Origin of the sequence: Streptomyces cinnamoneus, assembly GCF_014650495.1 — a bacterium.
Lineage (GTDB): Bacteria > Actinomycetota > Actinomycetes > Streptomycetales > Streptomycetaceae > Streptomyces > Streptomyces cinnamoneus.
Genome location: NZ_BMVB01000011.1, coordinates 96,924 through 113,742 on the forward strand (window position 1 = coordinate 96,924; position 16,819 = coordinate 113,742).

At 72.5% G+C, this 16,819-nt stretch carries 14 protein-coding genes; 9 read left to right on the forward strand and 5 right to left on the reverse strand.

Features of this window, described 5'->3' with window-relative positions; translation table 11 throughout:
* The first annotated feature begins 99 nt into the window (after positions 1-99).
* Complete coding sequence (locus IE182_RS17830) at positions 100-1,125, forward strand: TerC family protein (RefSeq protein ID WP_190110842.1); 1,026 nt, start codon at positions 100-102, stop codon at positions 1,123-1,125.
* A 25-nt stretch (positions 1,126-1,150) separates the two neighbouring features.
* Here IE182_RS17830 and IE182_RS17835 read toward each other — a convergent pair whose 3' ends face one another.
* The 3 genes from IE182_RS17835 to IE182_RS17845 all read right to left on the reverse strand — a co-directional run bounded on the left by IE182_RS17835 (position 1,151) and on the right by IE182_RS17845 (position 3,951).
* Positions 1,151-2,434 (reverse strand): MFS transporter, encoded by a 1,284-nt coding sequence (locus IE182_RS17835; protein ID WP_190110950.1) that lies wholly within the window; start codon positions 2,432-2,434, stop codon positions 1,151-1,153.
* 157 nt (positions 2,435-2,591) lie between these two features.
* On the reverse strand, positions 2,592-3,248 hold the full coding sequence (locus tag IE182_RS17840; protein WP_190110843.1) for an MBL fold metallo-hydrolase: 657 nt from the start codon (positions 3,246-3,248) through the stop codon (positions 2,592-2,594).
* Positions 3,249-3,258: 10 nt separating this feature from the next.
* On the reverse strand, positions 3,259-3,951 hold the full coding sequence (locus IE182_RS17845; protein ID WP_190110844.1) for a maleylpyruvate isomerase family mycothiol-dependent enzyme: 693 nt from the start codon (positions 3,949-3,951) through the stop codon (positions 3,259-3,261).
* 212 nt (positions 3,952-4,163) lie between these two features.
* Between IE182_RS17845 and uvrA the strand changes: the two genes are divergently transcribed.
* On the forward strand, positions 4,164-7,220 hold the full coding sequence (gene uvrA, locus IE182_RS17850; protein WP_190110845.1) for an excinuclease ABC subunit UvrA: 3,057 nt from the start codon (positions 4,164-4,166) through the stop codon (positions 7,218-7,220).
* A 66-nt stretch (positions 7,221-7,286) separates the two neighbouring features.
* Here the strand turns inward: uvrA and IE182_RS17855 are convergent, their stop codons facing one another.
* Positions 7,287-8,213, reverse strand: a complete 927-nt coding sequence (locus IE182_RS17855) for a carbohydrate kinase family protein (RefSeq protein WP_190110846.1) — start codon at positions 8,211-8,213, stop codon at positions 7,287-7,289.
* 90 nt (positions 8,214-8,303) lie between these two features.
* Between IE182_RS17855 and IE182_RS17860 the strand changes: the two genes are divergently transcribed.
* Positions 8,304-8,738 carry a Rieske (2Fe-2S) protein gene (locus tag IE182_RS17860; protein ID WP_190110847.1) on the forward strand — a complete coding sequence of 145 codons (435 nt, stop codon included), beginning with the start codon at positions 8,304-8,306 and terminating at the stop codon, positions 8,736-8,738.
* 18 nt (positions 8,739-8,756) lie between these two features.
* Here the strand turns inward: IE182_RS17860 and IE182_RS17865 are convergent, their stop codons facing one another.
* Complete coding sequence (locus IE182_RS17865; protein ID WP_190110848.1) at positions 8,757-9,698, reverse strand: hypothetical protein; 942 nt, start codon at positions 9,696-9,698, stop codon at positions 8,757-8,759.
* 340 nt (positions 9,699-10,038) lie between these two features.
* On the opposite strand from IE182_RS17865, the gene IE182_RS17870 reads away from it, so the two are divergent.
* From IE182_RS17870 to whiA, 6 genes are all read left to right on the forward strand, one after another.
* Positions 10,039-10,662, forward strand: a complete 624-nt coding sequence (locus IE182_RS17870; protein WP_190110849.1) for a papain-like cysteine protease family protein — start codon at positions 10,039-10,041, stop codon at positions 10,660-10,662.
* 5 nt (positions 10,663-10,667) lie between these two features.
* Positions 10,668-11,528 (forward strand): hypothetical protein, encoded by an 861-nt coding sequence (locus IE182_RS17875; RefSeq protein WP_190110951.1) that lies wholly within the window; start codon positions 10,668-10,670, stop codon positions 11,526-11,528.
* A gap of 174 nt (positions 11,529-11,702) precedes the next feature.
* Positions 11,703-13,673, forward strand: coding sequence for an excinuclease ABC subunit UvrC (uvrC, locus tag IE182_RS17880; protein WP_190110850.1), 1,971 nt, complete (start codon positions 11,703-11,705; stop codon positions 13,671-13,673).
* Between the two features lie 172 nt (positions 13,674-13,845).
* Complete coding sequence (gene rapZ / locus IE182_RS17885; protein WP_190110952.1) at positions 13,846-14,748, forward strand: RNase adapter RapZ; 903 nt, start codon at positions 13,846-13,848, stop codon at positions 14,746-14,748.
* Entirely contained in the window at positions 14,745-15,794 is a 1,050-nt protein-coding gene (locus IE182_RS17890) for a gluconeogenesis factor YvcK family protein (RefSeq protein WP_190110851.1), read from the forward strand. The genes rapZ and IE182_RS17890 overlap by 4 nt, the downstream gene beginning before the upstream one ends.
* A complete protein-coding gene (gene whiA / locus IE182_RS17895; protein ID WP_071964484.1) occupies positions 15,785-16,792 on the forward strand; it encodes a DNA-binding protein WhiA in 1,008 nt (335 codons plus the stop codon). The genes IE182_RS17890 and whiA overlap by 10 nt, the downstream gene beginning before the upstream one ends.
* The last annotated feature ends 27 nt before the right edge of the window (positions 16,793-16,819 follow it).

The window sequence follows — 16,819 nt, forward strand, 5'->3', positions numbered from 1 at the left end:
CACCTGAACAGGCGTTTTGGGTTTCTCTTTACTGTTCCTTGGGTCTTCCTGTACCTTCGTGGGAAGTGCCGTACATCCGTACGACGTGCCGGAGGAACAGTGGACGTTTCCCTGACCCTGTGGGTCCTGACCATCCTTGGCCTGTGCGCCCTCGTCGCCGCCGACTTCTTCATAGGGGGCCGCAAGCCGCACGAGGTCTCCCTCAAGGAGGCCGGCGTCTGGACGGTGGTCTGGGTCGCCCTGGCCGGGCTCTTCGGGCTGGGGCTCCTGGTCTTCGGTGGCGGCCGGCCGGCCGGTGAGTTCTTCGCGGGCTTCATCACGGAGAAGTCGCTCAGTGTCGACAATCTCTTCGTGTTCGTCCTGATCATGGCGAAGTTCGCGGTGCCGTCGGTGTACCAGCAGCGGGTGCTCATGGTCGGTGTGCTCATAGCCCTGGTCCTGCGGGCCGGCTTCATCGGCGCGGGCGCGGCGATCATCGCCAACTTCTCCTGGGTCTTCTACGTCTTCGGCGCCTTCCTCATCTGGACGGCGTGGAAGCTCATCCAGGAGGCGCGGAGCGACGAGGAGGACGAGGAGTTCGAGGAGAACCGCTTTCTCAAGCTGGTGGAGCGGCGCTTCCCCTCGACCGACCGGTACCACGGCACCAAGCTGTTCGTCGTCGAGAACGGCAAGCGGCTGATGACCCCGATGCTGATCGTCATGCTGGCGATCGGTACGACGGACGTGCTGTTCGCGCTCGACTCCATACCGGCGATCTTCGGTCTCACCCAGGACCCGTACATCGTCTTCACCGCCAACGCCTTCGCCCTCATGGGCCTGCGACAGCTGTACTTCCTGATAGGCGGCCTGCTGAAGAAGCTGGTCCACCTCTCGTACGGCCTGTCGGTCATCCTCGGCTTCATCGGCGTCAAGCTGGTGCTGCACGCCCTGCACGAGAACGGCGTCGCCGTCCCGGAGATCAGCATCCCGGTCTCGCTCGGCGTCATCTGTGCGGTGCTGGTGGTCACCACCGTCACCAGCCTGCGGGCCTCCGCCCGGCAGGCGCGGGCCGAGGAGGCCGAGGCGGCGGTCGCGGCCGGCGACGAGGCGGAGGCCGGTACGGCCCGGGAGAGCGTCCGCGCCTGACGGCCGGACGCCCGCGGGCCGGAGGTCAGGCGGGGGCCGGATCGGCCGCAGGGCCCGTGGCGGCCGAGGGGCGGGTCTCGGGGAGCATCAGGAAGCAGCCCAGGCTGAGCAGGGCGATGCCGGTCAGGTAGACGGCCACGCCCCAGGGCGGGCCGTCGCCCCGGGCCGCCGCGGTCGCCACCAGCGGGGTGGTGGCGCCGCCCAGCACCCCGGCGAGGTTGTACCCGACGGCCGCGCCCGTGCAGCGCACCCTGGCGTCGTACAGCTCGGGAAGGTACGCGCCGACGACACCGAAGGCGGTGCTGAAGGAGAGCATGGCGATGACGAAGCCCAGCAGCATCAGCGCCGGGCGGCCGGTGCGCAGCAGGCCGACCAGCGGGAACATCCACAGTGCGACGGCGGTGCAGCCGAACAGGCACAGGGGGCGGCGCCCGTAGCGGTCGCCGAACAGGGCGATGAAGGGGGTGGCGAGGCCCGAGGCGGCGACCGAGGCCATGATGCAGCCGAGCATCACCGTGCGGTCGACGCCCAGGCGCTCGGTGCCGTAGGACAGGGACCAGGTGGTGACCGTGTAGAAGACGGCGTAGCCGATGGACAGCCCGCCGGCGGTGAGCAGGACGAGCCGCCAGTGGCCGCGTACGACCTCGGCGAACGGCTGTGCGGCGCGGGTGCGGCTGGTGGTCAGCTCGTGGAAGTCCGGGGTCTCGGTGAGCTGGGTGCGCAGCAGCAGTCCCACGGCGGCCAGGACGCCGGCCGCCCAGAAGGGTACGCGCCAGCCCCAGGAGAGGAACTGGGCGTCGCTGAGGAGGGCCGACAGGGTCAGGGTGATGCCGTTGGCCAGCAGGAAGCCCACGGAGGGGCCGGCCTGGGGGAAGCTCGACCACAGCACGCGACGGTGGGCGGGGGCGTGCTCGGCGGTCAGCAGGACGGCGCCGCCCCATTCGCCGCCGAGTCCCAGGCCCTGCAGGAAGCGCAGGGCGAGCAGCAGGACGGGCGCGGCGATCCCGATGTCGCGGTAGGTGGGCGCGAAGCCGACCGCGACGGTCGCGAGGCCCGTCAGCAGCAGCGAGGAGATGAGCACCGGACGGCGGCCCAGGCGGTCGCCGATGTGGCCGAAGAGCACGGACCCCAGGGGCCGGGCGATGAAGCCGATGCCGAACGTGCCGAAGGCGGCGAGGGTGGCGACGAGGGGGGAGACGGTGGGGAAGAACAGCGGGCCCAGGACGAGGGCGGCCGCGGTGCCGTAGGCGAAGAAGTCGTAGAACTCGATGGCGGTGCCGGCCATGGAGGCGGCCGCCAGGCGGAACATGGCCGGGGGCGCCGAGGAGCGGTCACGGTGCATGTACTGCCCAACTTCCCTGCGGGGTGCAGGAAACGGGGCGTGCGGAAGTGTTCCCGGGGGCGCATGGGGAAGGCGCCGTCCGCCCGCTGTGCGGACGGCGCGCTCCCCCGGGCGCCCCGGGGCCTCACCAGCCGCGCTCGCGCCACTCCGCGAGGTGCGGGCGCTCGGTGCCCAGGGTGGTGTCGTTGCCGTGGCCCGGGTAGACCCAGGTCTCGTCGGAGAGCTGACCGAAGATCTTGGTCTCGACGTCGTCGATGAGGCTGGCGAATGCCTTGGGGTCGTCGTGCGTGTTGCCCACGCCGCCGGGGAAGAGGCAGTCGCCCGTGAACACGTGGGCGTGGCCGTGCGGGTCGTCGTACACCAGCGCGATGCTGCCCGGGGTGTGGCCGACCAGGTGGCGGGCCGTCAGCTCCACCCGGCCGACGCGGATGGTGTCGCCGTCGTCGACGAGCACGTCGGTGGGCACCGGAATGCCCTCGGCGTCCTCGCGGCCGGCGTAGGTGCGGGCGCCGGTGGCGTCCACCACCTCGCGCAGCGCGCCCCAGTGGTCGGCATGCTGATGGGTCGTCACGACCGAGGTGATGCCGCTGTCGCCGATCAGGGCGAGCAGCGTGTGGGGCTCGGCGGCGGCGTCGACCAGCAGCTGCTCGTCCGTTGCGCGGCAACGCAGCAGATAGGCATTGTTGTTCATCGGCCCGACCGCGACCTTGGAGATCATCAGATCGGCCAACTCGTGTACGTTCGCAGGTCCGCCGACCTCTACTGCTCCGCTGTACGTCATGGGGGCAAGCCTATAGCGGAGGCAGAACGGGGAGCGGAGCGCCACCTGCTTCGGGCGCGGGGGTCGTGCCGTCCCGGCGCCCGGCGAGCCAGCACATCAGGGCGGCGGCCGTGCCGGTCACGGCGAGCGGCTCGCCCTCCGTGCGGCCGGTGCGCCATGCGCCCCCGTCGGTCGCCTCCAGCCGGAGGGCGGGTACGTCGGGGTGACCCGAGAAGCGATCGGCGAGGAAGGCGATCTCCCGGGCGGTGAATTCGGCGGGCAGGTCGGCCGGTGCGTAGCCGATGCCGAGGTCGACGTGGTGCAGCTCGACCTCGATGAGGCGGCGGAAGGGGACGCGGGCGGCGAGGTCGGTCACGCCGTTGCGCAGGGCGACCGTGCGGCCCCAGTCGGCGGGGGCGTCGGCGGCGCGCTGGAAGCGGGCCGCGCTCTCGCGCAGGTCGGCGAGGTGGGCGGACGCCGGCCGGGCGGCGTCGCGCTCGATGTCGGCGTCGCGCGCCTCTGCGCTGGTGTACATGGGGCGGCCCTCCAGAACGTTCACGAGGGCGTCGGCGTTGCGGGCGAGGTGGGCCAGGACGTGGCCACGGCTCCAGCCGGGAAGCCGTGACGGCCCCGCCACCGCCGCGTTGTCCAGGGTGCCGACCGCGGAGAGCAGCCGGTCGGTCGCTTCGCGTACGGCGTTCAGGTCGTGCACGTGATCGATCATGCGGCCGACGATAGTCCGGTGACCCCTTCGGGTGAAGGAGGTGGATCCGGCCCATAAATCGAATGCGCGTGCTATATGGTCGGGAGAGGCATCGCTTACGGCATCCGAGTGAACCGAGCTTTGTCAGAGGCCCCCCGTACTCTGGATCGAAGGGGCACGGCGCACCCCGCAGCTCCCCCCAGAGCCGACTCTCAAGAAAGGTGCCGACCGGCGTGGCAGACCGTCTCATCGTCCGTGGCGCTCGCGAGCACAACCTCAAGAACGTCTCGCTCGACCTCCCGCGTGACTCCCTCATCGTGTTCACCGGGCTCTCCGGGTCGGGCAAGTCCTCCCTCGCGTTCGACACGATCTTCGCCGAGGGGCAGCGCCGCTACGTCGAGTCGCTCTCCTCCTACGCACGGCAGTTCCTCGGGCAGATGGACAAGCCCGACGTGGACTTCATCGAGGGCCTGTCCCCGGCCGTCTCCATCGACCAGAAGTCGACCTCGCGCAACCCGCGCTCGACGGTCGGCACCATCACGGAGGTCTACGACTACCTCCGCCTCCTCTTCGCCCGCATCGGCAAGCCGCACTGCCCCGAGTGCGCGCGTCCGATCTCCCGGCAGTCGCCGCAGGCCATCGTCGACCGTGTGCTGGAGCTGCCCGAGGGCAGCCGCTTCCAGGTGCTCTCGCCGCTGGTGCGCGAGCGCAAGGGGGAGTTCGTCGATCTCTTCTCCGACCTGCAGACCAAGGGCTACAGCCGGGCCCGGGTCGACGGCGAGACGATCCAGCTCTCCGACCCGCCCAAGCTCAAGAAGCAGGAGAAGCACACCATCGAGGTGGTCGTCGACCGCCTCACCGTCAAGGACAGCGCCAAGCGCCGGCTGACCGACTCGGTCGAGACCGCGCTGGGCCTGTCCGGCGGCATGGTCATCCTCGACTTCGTCGACCTCGCCGAGGACGACCCCGAGCGCGAGCGGATGTTCTCCGAGCACCTCTACTGCCCGTACGACGACCTCTCCTTCGAGGAGCTGGAGCCGCGCTCCTTCTCCTTCAACTCGCCCTTCGGCGCCTGCCCCGACTGCACCGGCATCGGCACCCGCATGGAGGTCGACCCCGAGCTGATCGTCCCCGACCCGGACAAGTCCCTCGACGAGGGCGCCATCAGCCCCTGGTCGCACGGCCACACCAAGGACTACTTCAGCCGTCTGGTCGGCGCCCTCGCCGGCGAGCTGGGCTTCCGCACGGACATCCCCTGGGCCGGGCTGCCGCAGCGCGCCAAGAAGGCGCTCCTGAACGGCCACCGCACGCAGATCGAGGTCCGCTACCGCAACCGCTACGGGCGCGAGCGCGCGTACACCACGGCCTTCGAGGGCGCGGTCCCCTTCGTCAAGCGACGCCACTCCGAGGCCGAGAGCGACGCCAGCCGCGAGCGCTTCGAGGGGTACATGCGCGAGGTGCACTGCCCGACCTGCGAGGGCACGCGGCTCAAGCCGATCGTGCTCGCGGTCACCGTGCAGGGCCGCTCCATCGCGGAGGTCTCCGCGATGTCGATCAGCGACTGTGCCGACTTCCTGCGCGAGATGAAGCTCACCGGCCGCGAGAAGAAGATCGCCGAGCGGGTGCTCAAGGAGGTCAACGAGCGCCTGAAGTTCCTCGTCGACGTCGGCCTGGACTACCTCTCGCTCAACCGCGCCGCGGGCACCCTCTCCGGCGGCGAGGCGCAGCGCATCCGGCTGGCCACGCAGATCGGCTCCGGGCTGGTGGGCGTGCTCTACGTCCTGGACGAGCCCTCCATCGGCCTGCACCAGCGGGACAACCACCGCCTCATCGAGACCCTCGTCCGCCTGCGCGACATGGGCAACACCCTCATCGTCGTCGAGCACGACGAGGACACCATCAAGGTCGCCGACTGGGTCGTCGACATCGGCCCGGGCGCCGGTGAGCACGGCGGCAAGGTCGTCCACAGCGGTCCCCTCAAGGAGCTGCTGAGCAGCGAGGCGTCGATGACCGGGCAGTACCTGTCCGGCAAGAGGTCGATCCCCACCCCGGACATCCGCCGGCCCGTCGACGGCTCGCGGCGGCTGACGGTGCGCGGCGCGCGCGAGAACAACCTGCGCGACATCGACGTGTCCTTCCCGCTCGGGGTGCTCACGGCCGTCACCGGCGTCTCCGGTTCCGGCAAGTCGACGCTGGTCAACGACATCCTGTACACCCACCTGGCGCGCGAGCTCCAGGGCGCCCGGGCGGTCCCCGGCCGGCACACGCGCGTGGACGGCGACGATCTGGTCGACAAGGTCGTCCACGTCGACCAGTCGCCCATCGGCCGTACGCCCCGCTCCAACCCGGCGACGTACACCGGTGTCTTCGACCACGTCCGCAAGCTGTTCGCCGAGACGATGGAGGCGAAGGTGCGCGGCTACCTGCCGGGCCGCTTCTCCTTCAACGTCAAGGGCGGCCGCTGCGAGAACTGCTCCGGCGACGGCACGATCAAGATCGAGATGAACTTCCTGCCGGACGTGTACGTGCCGTGCGAGGTCTGCCACGGGGCGCGCTACAACCGGGAGACCCTGGAGGTCCACTACAAGGGCAAGTCCATCGCCGAGGTGCTGGACATGCCGATCGAGGAGGCGCTGAGCTTCTTCGAGGCCGTGCCGACCATCGCCCGGCACCTGCGCACCCTCCACGACGTGGGGCTGGGCTACGTACGGCTGGGGCAGTCCGCGCCGACGCTCTCCGGCGGCGAGGCGCAGCGCGTGAAGCTCGCGAGCGAGCTGCAGAAGCGGTCGACGGGGCGGACGGTGTACGTCCTGGACGAGCCGACCACCGGTCTGCACTTCGAGGACATCAGCAAGCTGATCTCCGTGCTGTCCGGTCTCGTCGACAAGGGCAACACCGTGATCGTCATCGAGCACAACCTCGATGTGATCAAGACGGCCGACTGGGTCGTCGACATGGGCCCGGAGGGCGGTGCGGGCGGTGGCCTCGTGGTCGCGGAGGGCACGCCGGAGGAGGTCGCCGCGATCCCGGCCAGCCACACCGGAAAGTTCCTGCGGGAGATGCTCGGCGACCGCGTGAGCGACGCGTCCTCGTCCTCGGCCCCGGCGCGGAAGACCGCCGCGAAGCGGGCGCCGGCGAAGAAGACGGTGGCGGCGAAGGCCGGTGCGGCGAAGAAGACGGTCTCGGCGAGGACCACGGCCGCGAAGAAGACCACCGCCGCCAAGAAGACGCCGGCCGCGAAGAAGGCGGTGCCCGCGAAGAAGGCGACGACGCGGTCCCGCAAGGCGTAGCGGGCCGTCGCCCGGCCGCGGCCGGCCCGGCACCACCGGGTCCCCGCCGCCGGGCGACGCCGTCCGCTACCGGCCGCCCTCACCCAGTTCCGTCGCGTACGGAGGTTCCGCTCCCGGGCGGGAGCAGGTGACGGCGGCCGCCCGGGCGGCGAAGTCCAGGATCGCGCGCCAGGCGGCCCCGTCCAGGGCCGTCAGGGACGCGTGGCGGAGGGCGCCGAGGCGCGCGAGGCGGTGCAGGAGGGCGGCGTTCACCGTGTCGCCCGCGCCGATCGTGTCCGCGACGTCCACCCGGTGCGCCGGGACCTCGTACGTGCCGCCCGACCGTGTGTGGACGCTCACGCCCTCACCGCCCCGCGTCACCACCACCGCCGCAGGCCCCGCAGCGAGCCAGCCGGGGACGTCGCCGCCCAGCCACGCGGCGTCCTCCGCCGACACCTTCAGCAGGGACACGTACGGCAGCCACGAGCGGAAGCGGGCGCGGTAGGCGTCGGCGTCCGGGATGAGGCCGGGGCGGATGTTGGGGTCGAGCAGGGTGAACACCCCGCGCCGGGACTCGCGCCGCAGCAGCGCCTCGTACGCGCTCGCCCCCGGCTCCAGGACCAGCGAGCACGTTCCCAGGCACAGCGCCCCGGTCCCGTCCGGCAGCGCGTCCGGCAGGGCGAAGAGCCGGTCCGCGGTGCCGTCGGCGTAGAAGCCGTAGCCCGCCGAACCGTCCGCACCGATGGCCGCCACCGCCAGCGTCGTCGGCTCCGGGCCGCGCTGGACCAGCGACAGGTCGACGCCCGCCACCCGCAGCCCGCCCAGCAGCGCCTCGCCGAAGGCATCGGCCGACACCCGCGAGCAGAAGGCGGTGGCCGTGCCCAGCCGGCCCAGGGCGAGGGCGGTGTTGTACGGGCCGCCGCCGCACCGCGGCAGCAGTGCCGGCAGGCCGCCGTCGCCCCCGGGACCGTCCGGCACGAGGTCGATCAGGGCTTCTCCGGCGACGACGATCACGGGGCTGGTCCTCTCGGTAAGCGGAGCAACGTCTGCCGGTATTGTCGCTACGTCGTATCGCCGCATCACCGTTTCCCCGTTGGAGCTCCCATGTCCAGCCCCACTGCTTCCTCGGCGTCCCGCCGCACCGTGCTGCGCGGAGCCGCTCTGGCCGGCGCCGCCGGGCTCGGGGCCGCGGCCTGCTCCGGCGGTGCGGGCGGCACCCGGGGCCCCGCCGTGCCCACCGCGCCGGTGGACCTGGGGGCGGCGGGCGAGGTGCCCGTGGGCGGGGCCCGGCTCTTCCGCGAGCAGAAGCTGGTCGTCTCGCAGCCCGCCGCGGGGGAGTACAAGGCGTTCAGCGCCGTGTGCACGCACGCCGGCTGCGTCGTGGACAAGGTCGAGGACGGCAAGGTCAGCTGCCCCTGCCACGGCAGCAAGTTCGACGCCACCACCGGCAAGGTGCTCCAGGGCCCCGCCGGGGCGCCCCTGCCCGCCGTCCCCGTCAAGGCGGACGGCGGCAAGCTCATCGCGGGCCCGGACGCCTGACCACGCGGAGCAGGGCGGCTACGACCAGTCCCAGGTGATCCCCAGGATCCCCGGCCGTACCCCCTCCTCCACCAGGTGCACCCCCCGGTGCCGCCCCGTGAGCGTCAGCTCCTGCTGCCCGCAGCGCGGCGCCCCCGCCGAGGTCTGGCTGAAGCGCCGGCACCGCACCGGCAGGGCCGCGTCGTCGAAGCGCACCTGCAGGACGTACTGTCCGCCCGCGAAGCTGAACCCGCGGACGTACTCGGTGCTCGCGCCGCCCGTGCCGTCCTCGAAGCCGTAGCCGAAGACGTGGGTGTCGCCGGCTCGCAGCCGGGCGTCGAAGAGCAGCTCGGCCACGAGCACCCCGGTCGCCTCGTGCCACCGGAGGCGGCCCACCCGGCAGTTCTCGGTGGCCCGCACGGCCACCCGCCCCGGATCGCAGCCCGCGTCGCCGTGGTGGATGGCCACGTAGCGGTCCACGCCGTCGCGGTGCGCCCGCACCACATGGTGCGACGTGCGGCTGCGCAGCTCGCGCCGCGCACCGATGAGCACCCGCTCCAGCTGGCACACGGTGTGCAGCCCACCGTCCTCCGGCGACTCCAGGTCCGTCAGCAGCCGGTGCACGGTCCGGGACTCCTCCACCAACGAGCGGTAGGAGCGGGCCGCCGGCCGTTCCGCGGCGGGCCGGCCGGCGGGTTCCAGCAGCAGCCGGGTCAGGGCCTGCGCGGGCAGCTCCAGCACCTCCTCCAGCATCCTCACGGCCCGCAGGGATTCGGGGCGGCGGGGCCGGCGGGCACCCTGCTGCCAGTAGCTCAGGCTCGTCACGCCGACCTTCACGCCCCGCTGCGCCAGCCGGTGCTGGACCCGGTGCAGGGCGAGCCCGCGCGCCGAGAGCGCCGTGCGCAGCGCCAGGTGGAACGGGCCCGTGCGCAGCGCCTGCGCCAGCTCGGCCTCGGCAGCGCGTGTGCCGCTGGGTGCCATTCGCTCGCTCCTTCGTGAGGCTTGGTGGCGAAGCTCCTCTGCTGCGGGCGCCCGCAGCACGCGCCGCACGGCCCCTTCTGCAACGGTCCTCTGTAAATCCCCCTGTAAAGCCCTGTGTTGCCCGTGAATGTTCACGAACGGCGAGGTGGACGCCGGGGGCCGGGAGCGTTGCATTCCTCCTGGGCGGGCGCCGGCCGTTCACAGTCCCTCCGCCCTGTTCACACCGCGCCCCCACGCGGTATTGAAGCCGGTTGACCAGTCCCCGACAACACCCGATGCTCCTCACACGCGTCCGGACGCGCTCCTCCACCACAACCCCCCCGCCACGGGAGGAACGCACATGACCCGTGCCTCGGCATCGGCGAACGAAGGAAAGTCCCGCATACGCGGCAGACGGCTGTCCTCAGCGGCTCTCGTCGCCTCCGCCCTGCTCGTCGTCCCCACCACGGCGAGCGCGGCGACCGGCGAACAGCACGCTCTGCGCGCGGCGAACAAACTCAACATCTCCATGCAGGCGCAGCAGCAGACCAACTGGTGCTGGGCCGCGTCCGGCAACACCATCACCACCTGGATGGGCCGCACCTACAGCCAGAACCAGTTCTGCAACGCCGCGTTCAACCGCACCCAGGGCACGACGTGCCCCAACAACCAGGCCACCCTGGGCAATGTGCAGAACGCCCTCGACTGGGCCGGCATCAACCGGGGCTCGTACGTCAGCGGATGGCTGCGCTACGCGACCGTGAAGGCGGAGATCGACGCGGGCCGCCCCGTCGAGACCCGCATCGGATGGCAGTCCGGCGGTGGCCACATGCACGTCATCCACGGGTACGACGACGCGGGAAGCCTCGTCTACTGGGGCGACCCGTGGCCCTCCAGCAACCGCTACAACTGGGCGTCCCACGACTGGTACGTCAGCAACAGCCAGTTCGCCTGGACCCACTCGCTCTACCGGATCGGGGCGTGAGGACCATGACGAACAGCGACCACTCCCGGCGCAACGCGGCCCGTGCGGTGGCCGCCGGCGCCCTGACCGCCGCGCTGCTCGGCCTCGCCCCCCTGGCGCACGCCGCGCCGCCGGCCACCCCCGCCCCGCCGCCGGCCGCAGGGCTCGCCGAGGCCCGCGACGCGGCGGCGGCACCCGCGACCCTGGACACCCTCGCGCGCTTCTTCGCCCGCGACGGCGCCATCGCCCAGGGCCGGGCGAAGCCGCGGATCGAGGGCGCGACGGTTCCCGTGTACACGCTTGCGCCGGAGTTCGTGGCCGGCCGGGACGGGGCCGCCGTCGCCTCCCTCGACTTCCTCGCCAGCACGGCGGTGGCGGCCGACGGGCAACGGGCCTCGGTATGGACCGCCCGCACCGGGGGCGACTGGAAGGTCGTCAACATCGCCACCGGTGACGACGAGACACGCTACGCAGCCGAGGGCGCCCGCAGGCTCAGCGGCGGCACCGTCTTCCGCGAGCCCCAGATCAACGCCTGGTACGTGCAGCGCGGCGACCGCGTCCTGCCGCTCGACGAGGACGCCGTCCGCGCGATCGGCGCCGAGGGCACCACGATCGACGCGTACCGGGCCCGGGTGCACAGGCAGTACGGCGACAAGCTGCCCGGCTCCACCTATGCGAAGAAGGGCGTGGCCGGCGGCTTCGAGGACAACGCCGGGAACACCGGGAACCCCGTCGCACCGGTGGCCGATGCGGACCGGACGGCGACCGCGGCGCCCCGGGGCGACGACGGATCGCCGGCCGCGGCCACCGTCGCGGCGGCCGGAGGGGCGGCGGCCCTGGCCCTCGGCCTGGGAACCGTCGCGGTGCGCAGGCTGCGGCGCCGCTGACGGAACCGGAACCCCCCAGGGCCCCCGCGGCCCCTGAGGGCCACCTGGGCCCCGTCCCCCGGCTCCGGCCCCGGCAGCCACCGCTGCCGGGGCCGGAGCGGCGTCGTCCGGGCCCCCGCCCCCGGGCGCCCGCGGGGCGACGGATTGTCACTGCCCGCAAGTAGGGTGTGTGACATGGCCGACCCCAGCAGCTACCGACCCAAGCCGGGACAGATCCCCGACTCGCCCGGGGTCTACAGATTCCGCGACGAGCACGGGCGCGTGATCTACGTCGGGAAGGCGAAGAGCCTGCGCCAGAGGCTCTCCTCGTACTTCCAGGACCTCGCCGGCCTGCACCCGCGCACCCGCACCATGGTCACCACGGCCGCCTCCGTGGAGTGGACCGTGGTCTCCACCGAGGTCGAGGCGCTCCAGCTCGAATACTCCTGGATCAAGGAGTACGACCCGCGGTTCAACGTGAAGTACCGCGACGACAAGAGCTACCCCTCCCTCGCGGTCACGATGGGCGAGGAGTTCCCCCGGGTACAGGTCATGCGCGGCCCCAAGAAGAAGGGCGTGCGCTACTTCGGCCCGTACGCCCACGCCTGGGCCATCCGCGAGACCGTCGACCTGATGCTGCGCGTCTTCCCCGTACGCACCTGCTCGGCCGGGGTGTTCAAGCGCTCCGCCCAGATCGGCCGCCCCTGCCTGCTCGGCTACATCGGCAAGTGCTCCGCCCCCTGCGTCGGCCGCGTCACCGCCGAGGAGCACCGCGAACTGGCCGAGGAGTTCTGCGACTTCATGGCCGGCCGTACGGGCGCGTACATCCGCCGTTTGGAACGGCAGATGCACGATGCCGCCGAGGAGATGGAATACGAGAAGGCGGCCCGGCTGCGGGACGACATAGAGGCGCTCCGCCGCGCACTGGAGAAGAACGCCGTCGTCCTGGCCGACGCCACCGACGCCGACCTGATCGCGGTCGCCGAGGACGAACTCGAAGCCGCCGTGCAGATCTTCCACGTCCGCGGCGGCCGGGTGCGCGGCCAGCGCGGCTGGGTCACCGACAAGGTCGAGGCCGTCGACACCGCCGGGCTCGTCGAGCACGCCCTGCAGCAGCTCTACGGCGAGGAGAGCGGCGACGCGGTCCCCAAGGAGGTGCTGGTGCCCGCCCTGCCCGAGCCGTCCGGCCCCGTCGTCCAGTGGCTGACCGAGCGCCGCGGCGCCCGCGTGGACCTGCGCATTCCCCAGCGCGGCGACAAGAAGGACCTGATGGCCACGGTCCAGCGCAACGCCCAGCAGGCGCTCGTGCTGCACAAGACCAAGCGCGCCTCCGACCTCACCACCCGCTCCCGGGCCCTGGAGGAGATCGCCGAGGCCCTGGGCCTGGACTCCGCGCCGCTGCGCATCGAGTGCTTCGACATCTCCCACCTGCAGGGGCAGGACGTGGTGGCGTCCATGGTCGTCTTCGAGGACGGCCTGGCCCGCAAGAGCGAGTACCGCCGCTTCCAGATCAAAGGCTTCGCCGGACAGGACGACGTGCGGTCCATGCACGAGGTCGTCGGCCGGCGCTTCCGCCGCTACCTCGCGGAGAGCCTGAAGACGGGGGAGCTGACGCACGAGACGGACGGCGAGGTGCCGGCCGAGGCCGACGACCGGCCCAAGCGCTTCGCCTACCCGCCCCAGCTCGTCGTCGTCGACGGCGGCAAGCCGCAGGTCGCGGCCGCCAAGCGGGCGCTCGACGAGCTCGGCGTCACCGACGTGGCCGTCTGCGGCCTGGCCAAGCGGCTGGAGGAGGTCTGGCTGCCGGACGACGACGACCCGGTCGTCCTCCCGCGCACCAGCGAGGGCCTCTACCTCCTGCAGCGCGTCCGCGACGAGGCGCACCGCTTCGCCATCTCCTACCAGCGCAGCAAGCGCACCAAGACCCTCAAGGCCGGCCCGCTCGACACGGTCCCCGGCCTCGGCAGCACCCGCAAGCAGGCCCTGCTGAAACACTTCGGCTCGGTCAAGCGGCTGCGGGCCGCGACGGTCGAGCAGATCTGCGAGGCACCCGGCATCGGCCGCAAGACGGCCGAGACGATCGCCGCGGCGCTCGCGGCGGCGGCCCCGCCCGCCCCGGCCGTCAACACGGCGACGGGCGAGATCATGGACGACGCGGAGGAATGATGGACCTGGCCGCACAGGACGGCTCCCGCGGACGGCGCGCCGACCGGCGCCGCCCGCGGTCCGGGCCCCCGGCCCGGGAAAGCCGCAGTATGGAAGAGAGGACGGCGCCGGCGGCGCCGTCGGCAGAACGGGGGAAGACAGCATGAACGTGACCGACCGGGACGGAGCAAAGGTGAGTACGGGCACGACGGCGGATGCGACCGGCGAGGCAGCGGGCATCCCCGAGCTGGTGATCATCTCCGGCATGTCGGGGGCGGGGCGCAGCACCGCCGCCAAGTGTCTGGAGGACCTGGGCTGGTTCGTCGTGGACAACCTGCCGCCCGCGCTGATCCCCACCATGGTGGACCTCGGCGCCCGCTCGCAGGGCAACGTGGCCCGCATCGCCGTGGTCGTGGACGTCCGCGGCCGCCGCTTCTTCGACAACCTCCGCGAGTCCCTGGCGGACCTCGCGGCCAAGAAGGTCAAGCGCCGGGTGATCTTCCTGGAGGCGTCCGACGACGCCCTGGTGCGCCGCTTCGAGTCGGTGCGCCGCCCGCACCCGCTGCAGGGCTCCGGCCGCATCGTCGACGGCATCGCCGCCGAGCGCGACCTGCTGCGCGAGCTGCGGGGCGACGCCGATCTGGTGATCGACACCTCCAGCCTCAACGTCCACGAGCTGCGCGCCAAGATGGACGCCCAGTTCGCCGGCGAGGAGGAGCCGGAGCTGCGCGCCACCGTCATGTCGTTCGGCTTCAAGTACGGCCTGCCCGTCGACGCCGACCTCGTGGTCGACTGCCGCTTCCTGCCCAACCCGCACTGGGTCCCGGAGCTGCGGCCCTTCACCGGCCTCAACGAGGAGGTCTCGGGCTACGTCTTCAACCAGCCCGGCGCCAAGGAGTTCCTCGACCGCTACACCGAGCTCCTGCAGCTCATCGCCGCCGGCTACCGCCGCGAGGGCAAGCGGTACGTGACGATCGCGGTCGGCTGCACCGGCGGCAAGCACCGCTCCGTCGCCATGTCCGAGAAGCTCGCCCACCGACTCGTCTCGGAGGGCGTCGAGACCGTCGTCGTCCACCGGGACATGGGGCGCGAGTGACCGGCCGCACCTCCCGGATGCGCCGCGTCGGCAGACTGGTCCCCGGCCGCCGGCGCGGCACCGAGGGCCGTCCGGGCCGCGGCGCGCAGCCCAAGGTCGTCGCCCTCGGCGGCGGCCACGGGCTGTCCGCCTCCCTCGCCGCGCTCCGCCGGATCACCGGCGACCTCACGGCCGTCGTCACCGTCGCCGACGACGGCGGCTCCAGCGGCCGGCTCCGCCAGGAGCTGGGCGTGCTGCCCCCGGGCGACCTGCGCAAGGCCCTCGCGGCGCTGTGCGGCGACGACGACTGGGGCCAGACGTGGGCGCGCGTGATCAAGCACCGCTTCGAGAGCCAGGGGGAGCTGCACGGCCACGCCGTCGGCAACCTCCTCATCGTCGCCCTCTGGGAGCAGCTGGGCGACCACGTGCAGGCCCTGGACCTGGTCGGCAAGCTGCTGGGCGCGCACGGCCGGGTGCTGCCCATGTCGGCGGTCCCGCTGGAGCTCCAGGCGCTCGTCCGCGGCCACGACCCGGCCGAGCCCGACGCGGTCAGCACCGTGCGCGGCCAGGCCACCGTGGCGCTCACCCCCGGCGAGGTGCAGTCCGTGCACGTCGTCCCCGAGGACCCGCCGGCGGTCCCCGAGGCCGTCGAGGCGGTGCTGGACGCGGACTGGGTGGTGCTCGGCCCGGGCTCCTGGTTCTCCTCCGTCATCCCGCACCTGCTGGTGCCCGAGCTGCTGCAGGCCCTGCAGGAGACGAAGGCCCGCCGCGTGCTGTCGTTGAACCTCGCACCGCAGCCCGGGGAAACCGATGGCTTCTCCCCGCAGCGTCATTTGGAGGTTTTGGCCCGACACGCCCCTAAACTCGCCCTGGACGTGGTGCTGGCCGACGAGGCCGCCGTGCCCGACCGGGACAGCCTCACGGACGCCGCCAAGCGCCTGGGGGCGACGGTCGAGCTGGCGCCGGTCGCCTCCCCCGACGGCTGCCCGACGCACGACCCGGAGCTGTTGGCCGCCGCGTACGACCGTATTTTTCGGATGCATGGAAGGATCGGCCCATGGCGATGACGGCAGCGGTGAAGGACGAAATCTCCCGGCTCCCCGTCACCCGCACCTGCTGCCGCAAAGCGGAGGTCTCGGCGATCCTGCGCTTCGCGGGCGGGCTGCACCTGGTCAGCGGGCGCATCGTGATCGAGGCGGAGCTGGACACCGGGATCGCGGCCCGGCGGCTGCGCAAGGACATTCTGGAGATCTTCGGACACGCCTCCGACCTGGTGGTGATGGCCCCCGGCGGGCTGCGCCGCGGCAGCCGGTACGTGGTGCGGGTGGTGGCGGGCGGTGACCAGCTGGCGCGCCAGACCGGACTGGTCGACGGCCGCGGCCGGCCGATCCGCGGACTGCCGCCGCAGGTCGTCTCCGGTGCCACCTGCGATGCGGAGGCCGCCTGGCGGGGCGCTTTCCTCGCCCACGGTTCGCTCACCGAGCCCGGCCGCTCCTCCTCCCTGGAGGTGACGTGCCCGGGCCCCGAGGCGGCACTGGCGCTCGTCGGGGCGGCCCGCAGACTGCAGATCGCCGCCAAGGCCCGCGAGGTGCGGGGCGTGGACCGCGTCGTCGTCCGGGACGGTGACGCGATCGGCGCGCTGTTGACGCGGCTCGGCGCCCACGAGTCCGTGCTGGCCTGGGAGGAGCGGCGGATGCGCCGCGAGGTGCGGGCCACCGCCAACCGCCTGGCCAACTTCGACGACGCCAACCTGCGCCGCTCGGCCCGGGCCGCCGTCGCCGCGGGCGCGCGCGTCCAGCGGGCCCTGGAGATCCTCGGCGAGGAGGTCCCCGAGCACCTCGCCGCCGCCGGCCGGCTGCGCATGGAGCACAAGCAGGCATCGCTGGAGGAGCTCGGCGCCCTCGCCGACCCGCCGCTGACCAAGGACGCCGTCGCCGGCCGGATCCGCCGGCTGCTGGCCATGGCCGACAAGCGCGCGCAGGACCTGGGCATCCCCGGCACCGAGTCGAACCTCTCCGACCTGTCCGACCTCTCCGAGGAGATGGCCGAGGGCATGGTCGGCTGACTCCCGGGCCGCCCTCCGGCCGCCACG

What these genes read in the sequence shown, in the direction of transcription:
- whiA (WP_071964484.1), top strand. Translation starts at nt 15,785, where the DNA reads ATGGCGATGACGGCAGCGGTGAAGGACGAAATCTCCCGGCTCCCCGTC.
- IE182_RS17840 (WP_190110843.1), bottom strand. Translation starts at nt 3,248, where the DNA reads ATGACGTACAGCGGAGCAGTAGAGGTCGGCGGACCTGCGAACGTACAC.
- IE182_RS17875 (WP_190110951.1), top strand. Translation starts at nt 10,668, where the DNA reads ATGACGAACAGCGACCACTCCCGGCGCAACGCGGCCCGTGCGGTGGCC.
- IE182_RS17865 (WP_190110848.1), bottom strand. Translation starts at nt 9,698, where the DNA reads ATGGCACCCAGCGGCACACGCGCTGCCGAGGCCGAGCTGGCGCAGGCG.
- uvrC (WP_190110850.1), top strand. Translation starts at nt 11,703, where the DNA reads ATGGCCGACCCCAGCAGCTACCGACCCAAGCCGGGACAGATCCCCGAC.
- IE182_RS17835 (WP_190110950.1), bottom strand. Translation starts at nt 2,434, where the DNA reads ATGTTCCGCCTGGCGGCCGCCTCCATGGCCGGCACCGCCATCGAGTTC.
- IE182_RS17845 (WP_190110844.1), bottom strand. Translation starts at nt 3,951, where the DNA reads ATGATCGATCACGTGCACGACCTGAACGCCGTACGCGAAGCGACCGAC.
- IE182_RS17860 (WP_190110847.1), top strand. Translation starts at nt 8,304, where the DNA reads ATGTCCAGCCCCACTGCTTCCTCGGCGTCCCGCCGCACCGTGCTGCGC.
- IE182_RS17870 (WP_190110849.1), top strand. Translation starts at nt 10,039, where the DNA reads ATGACCCGTGCCTCGGCATCGGCGAACGAAGGAAAGTCCCGCATACGC.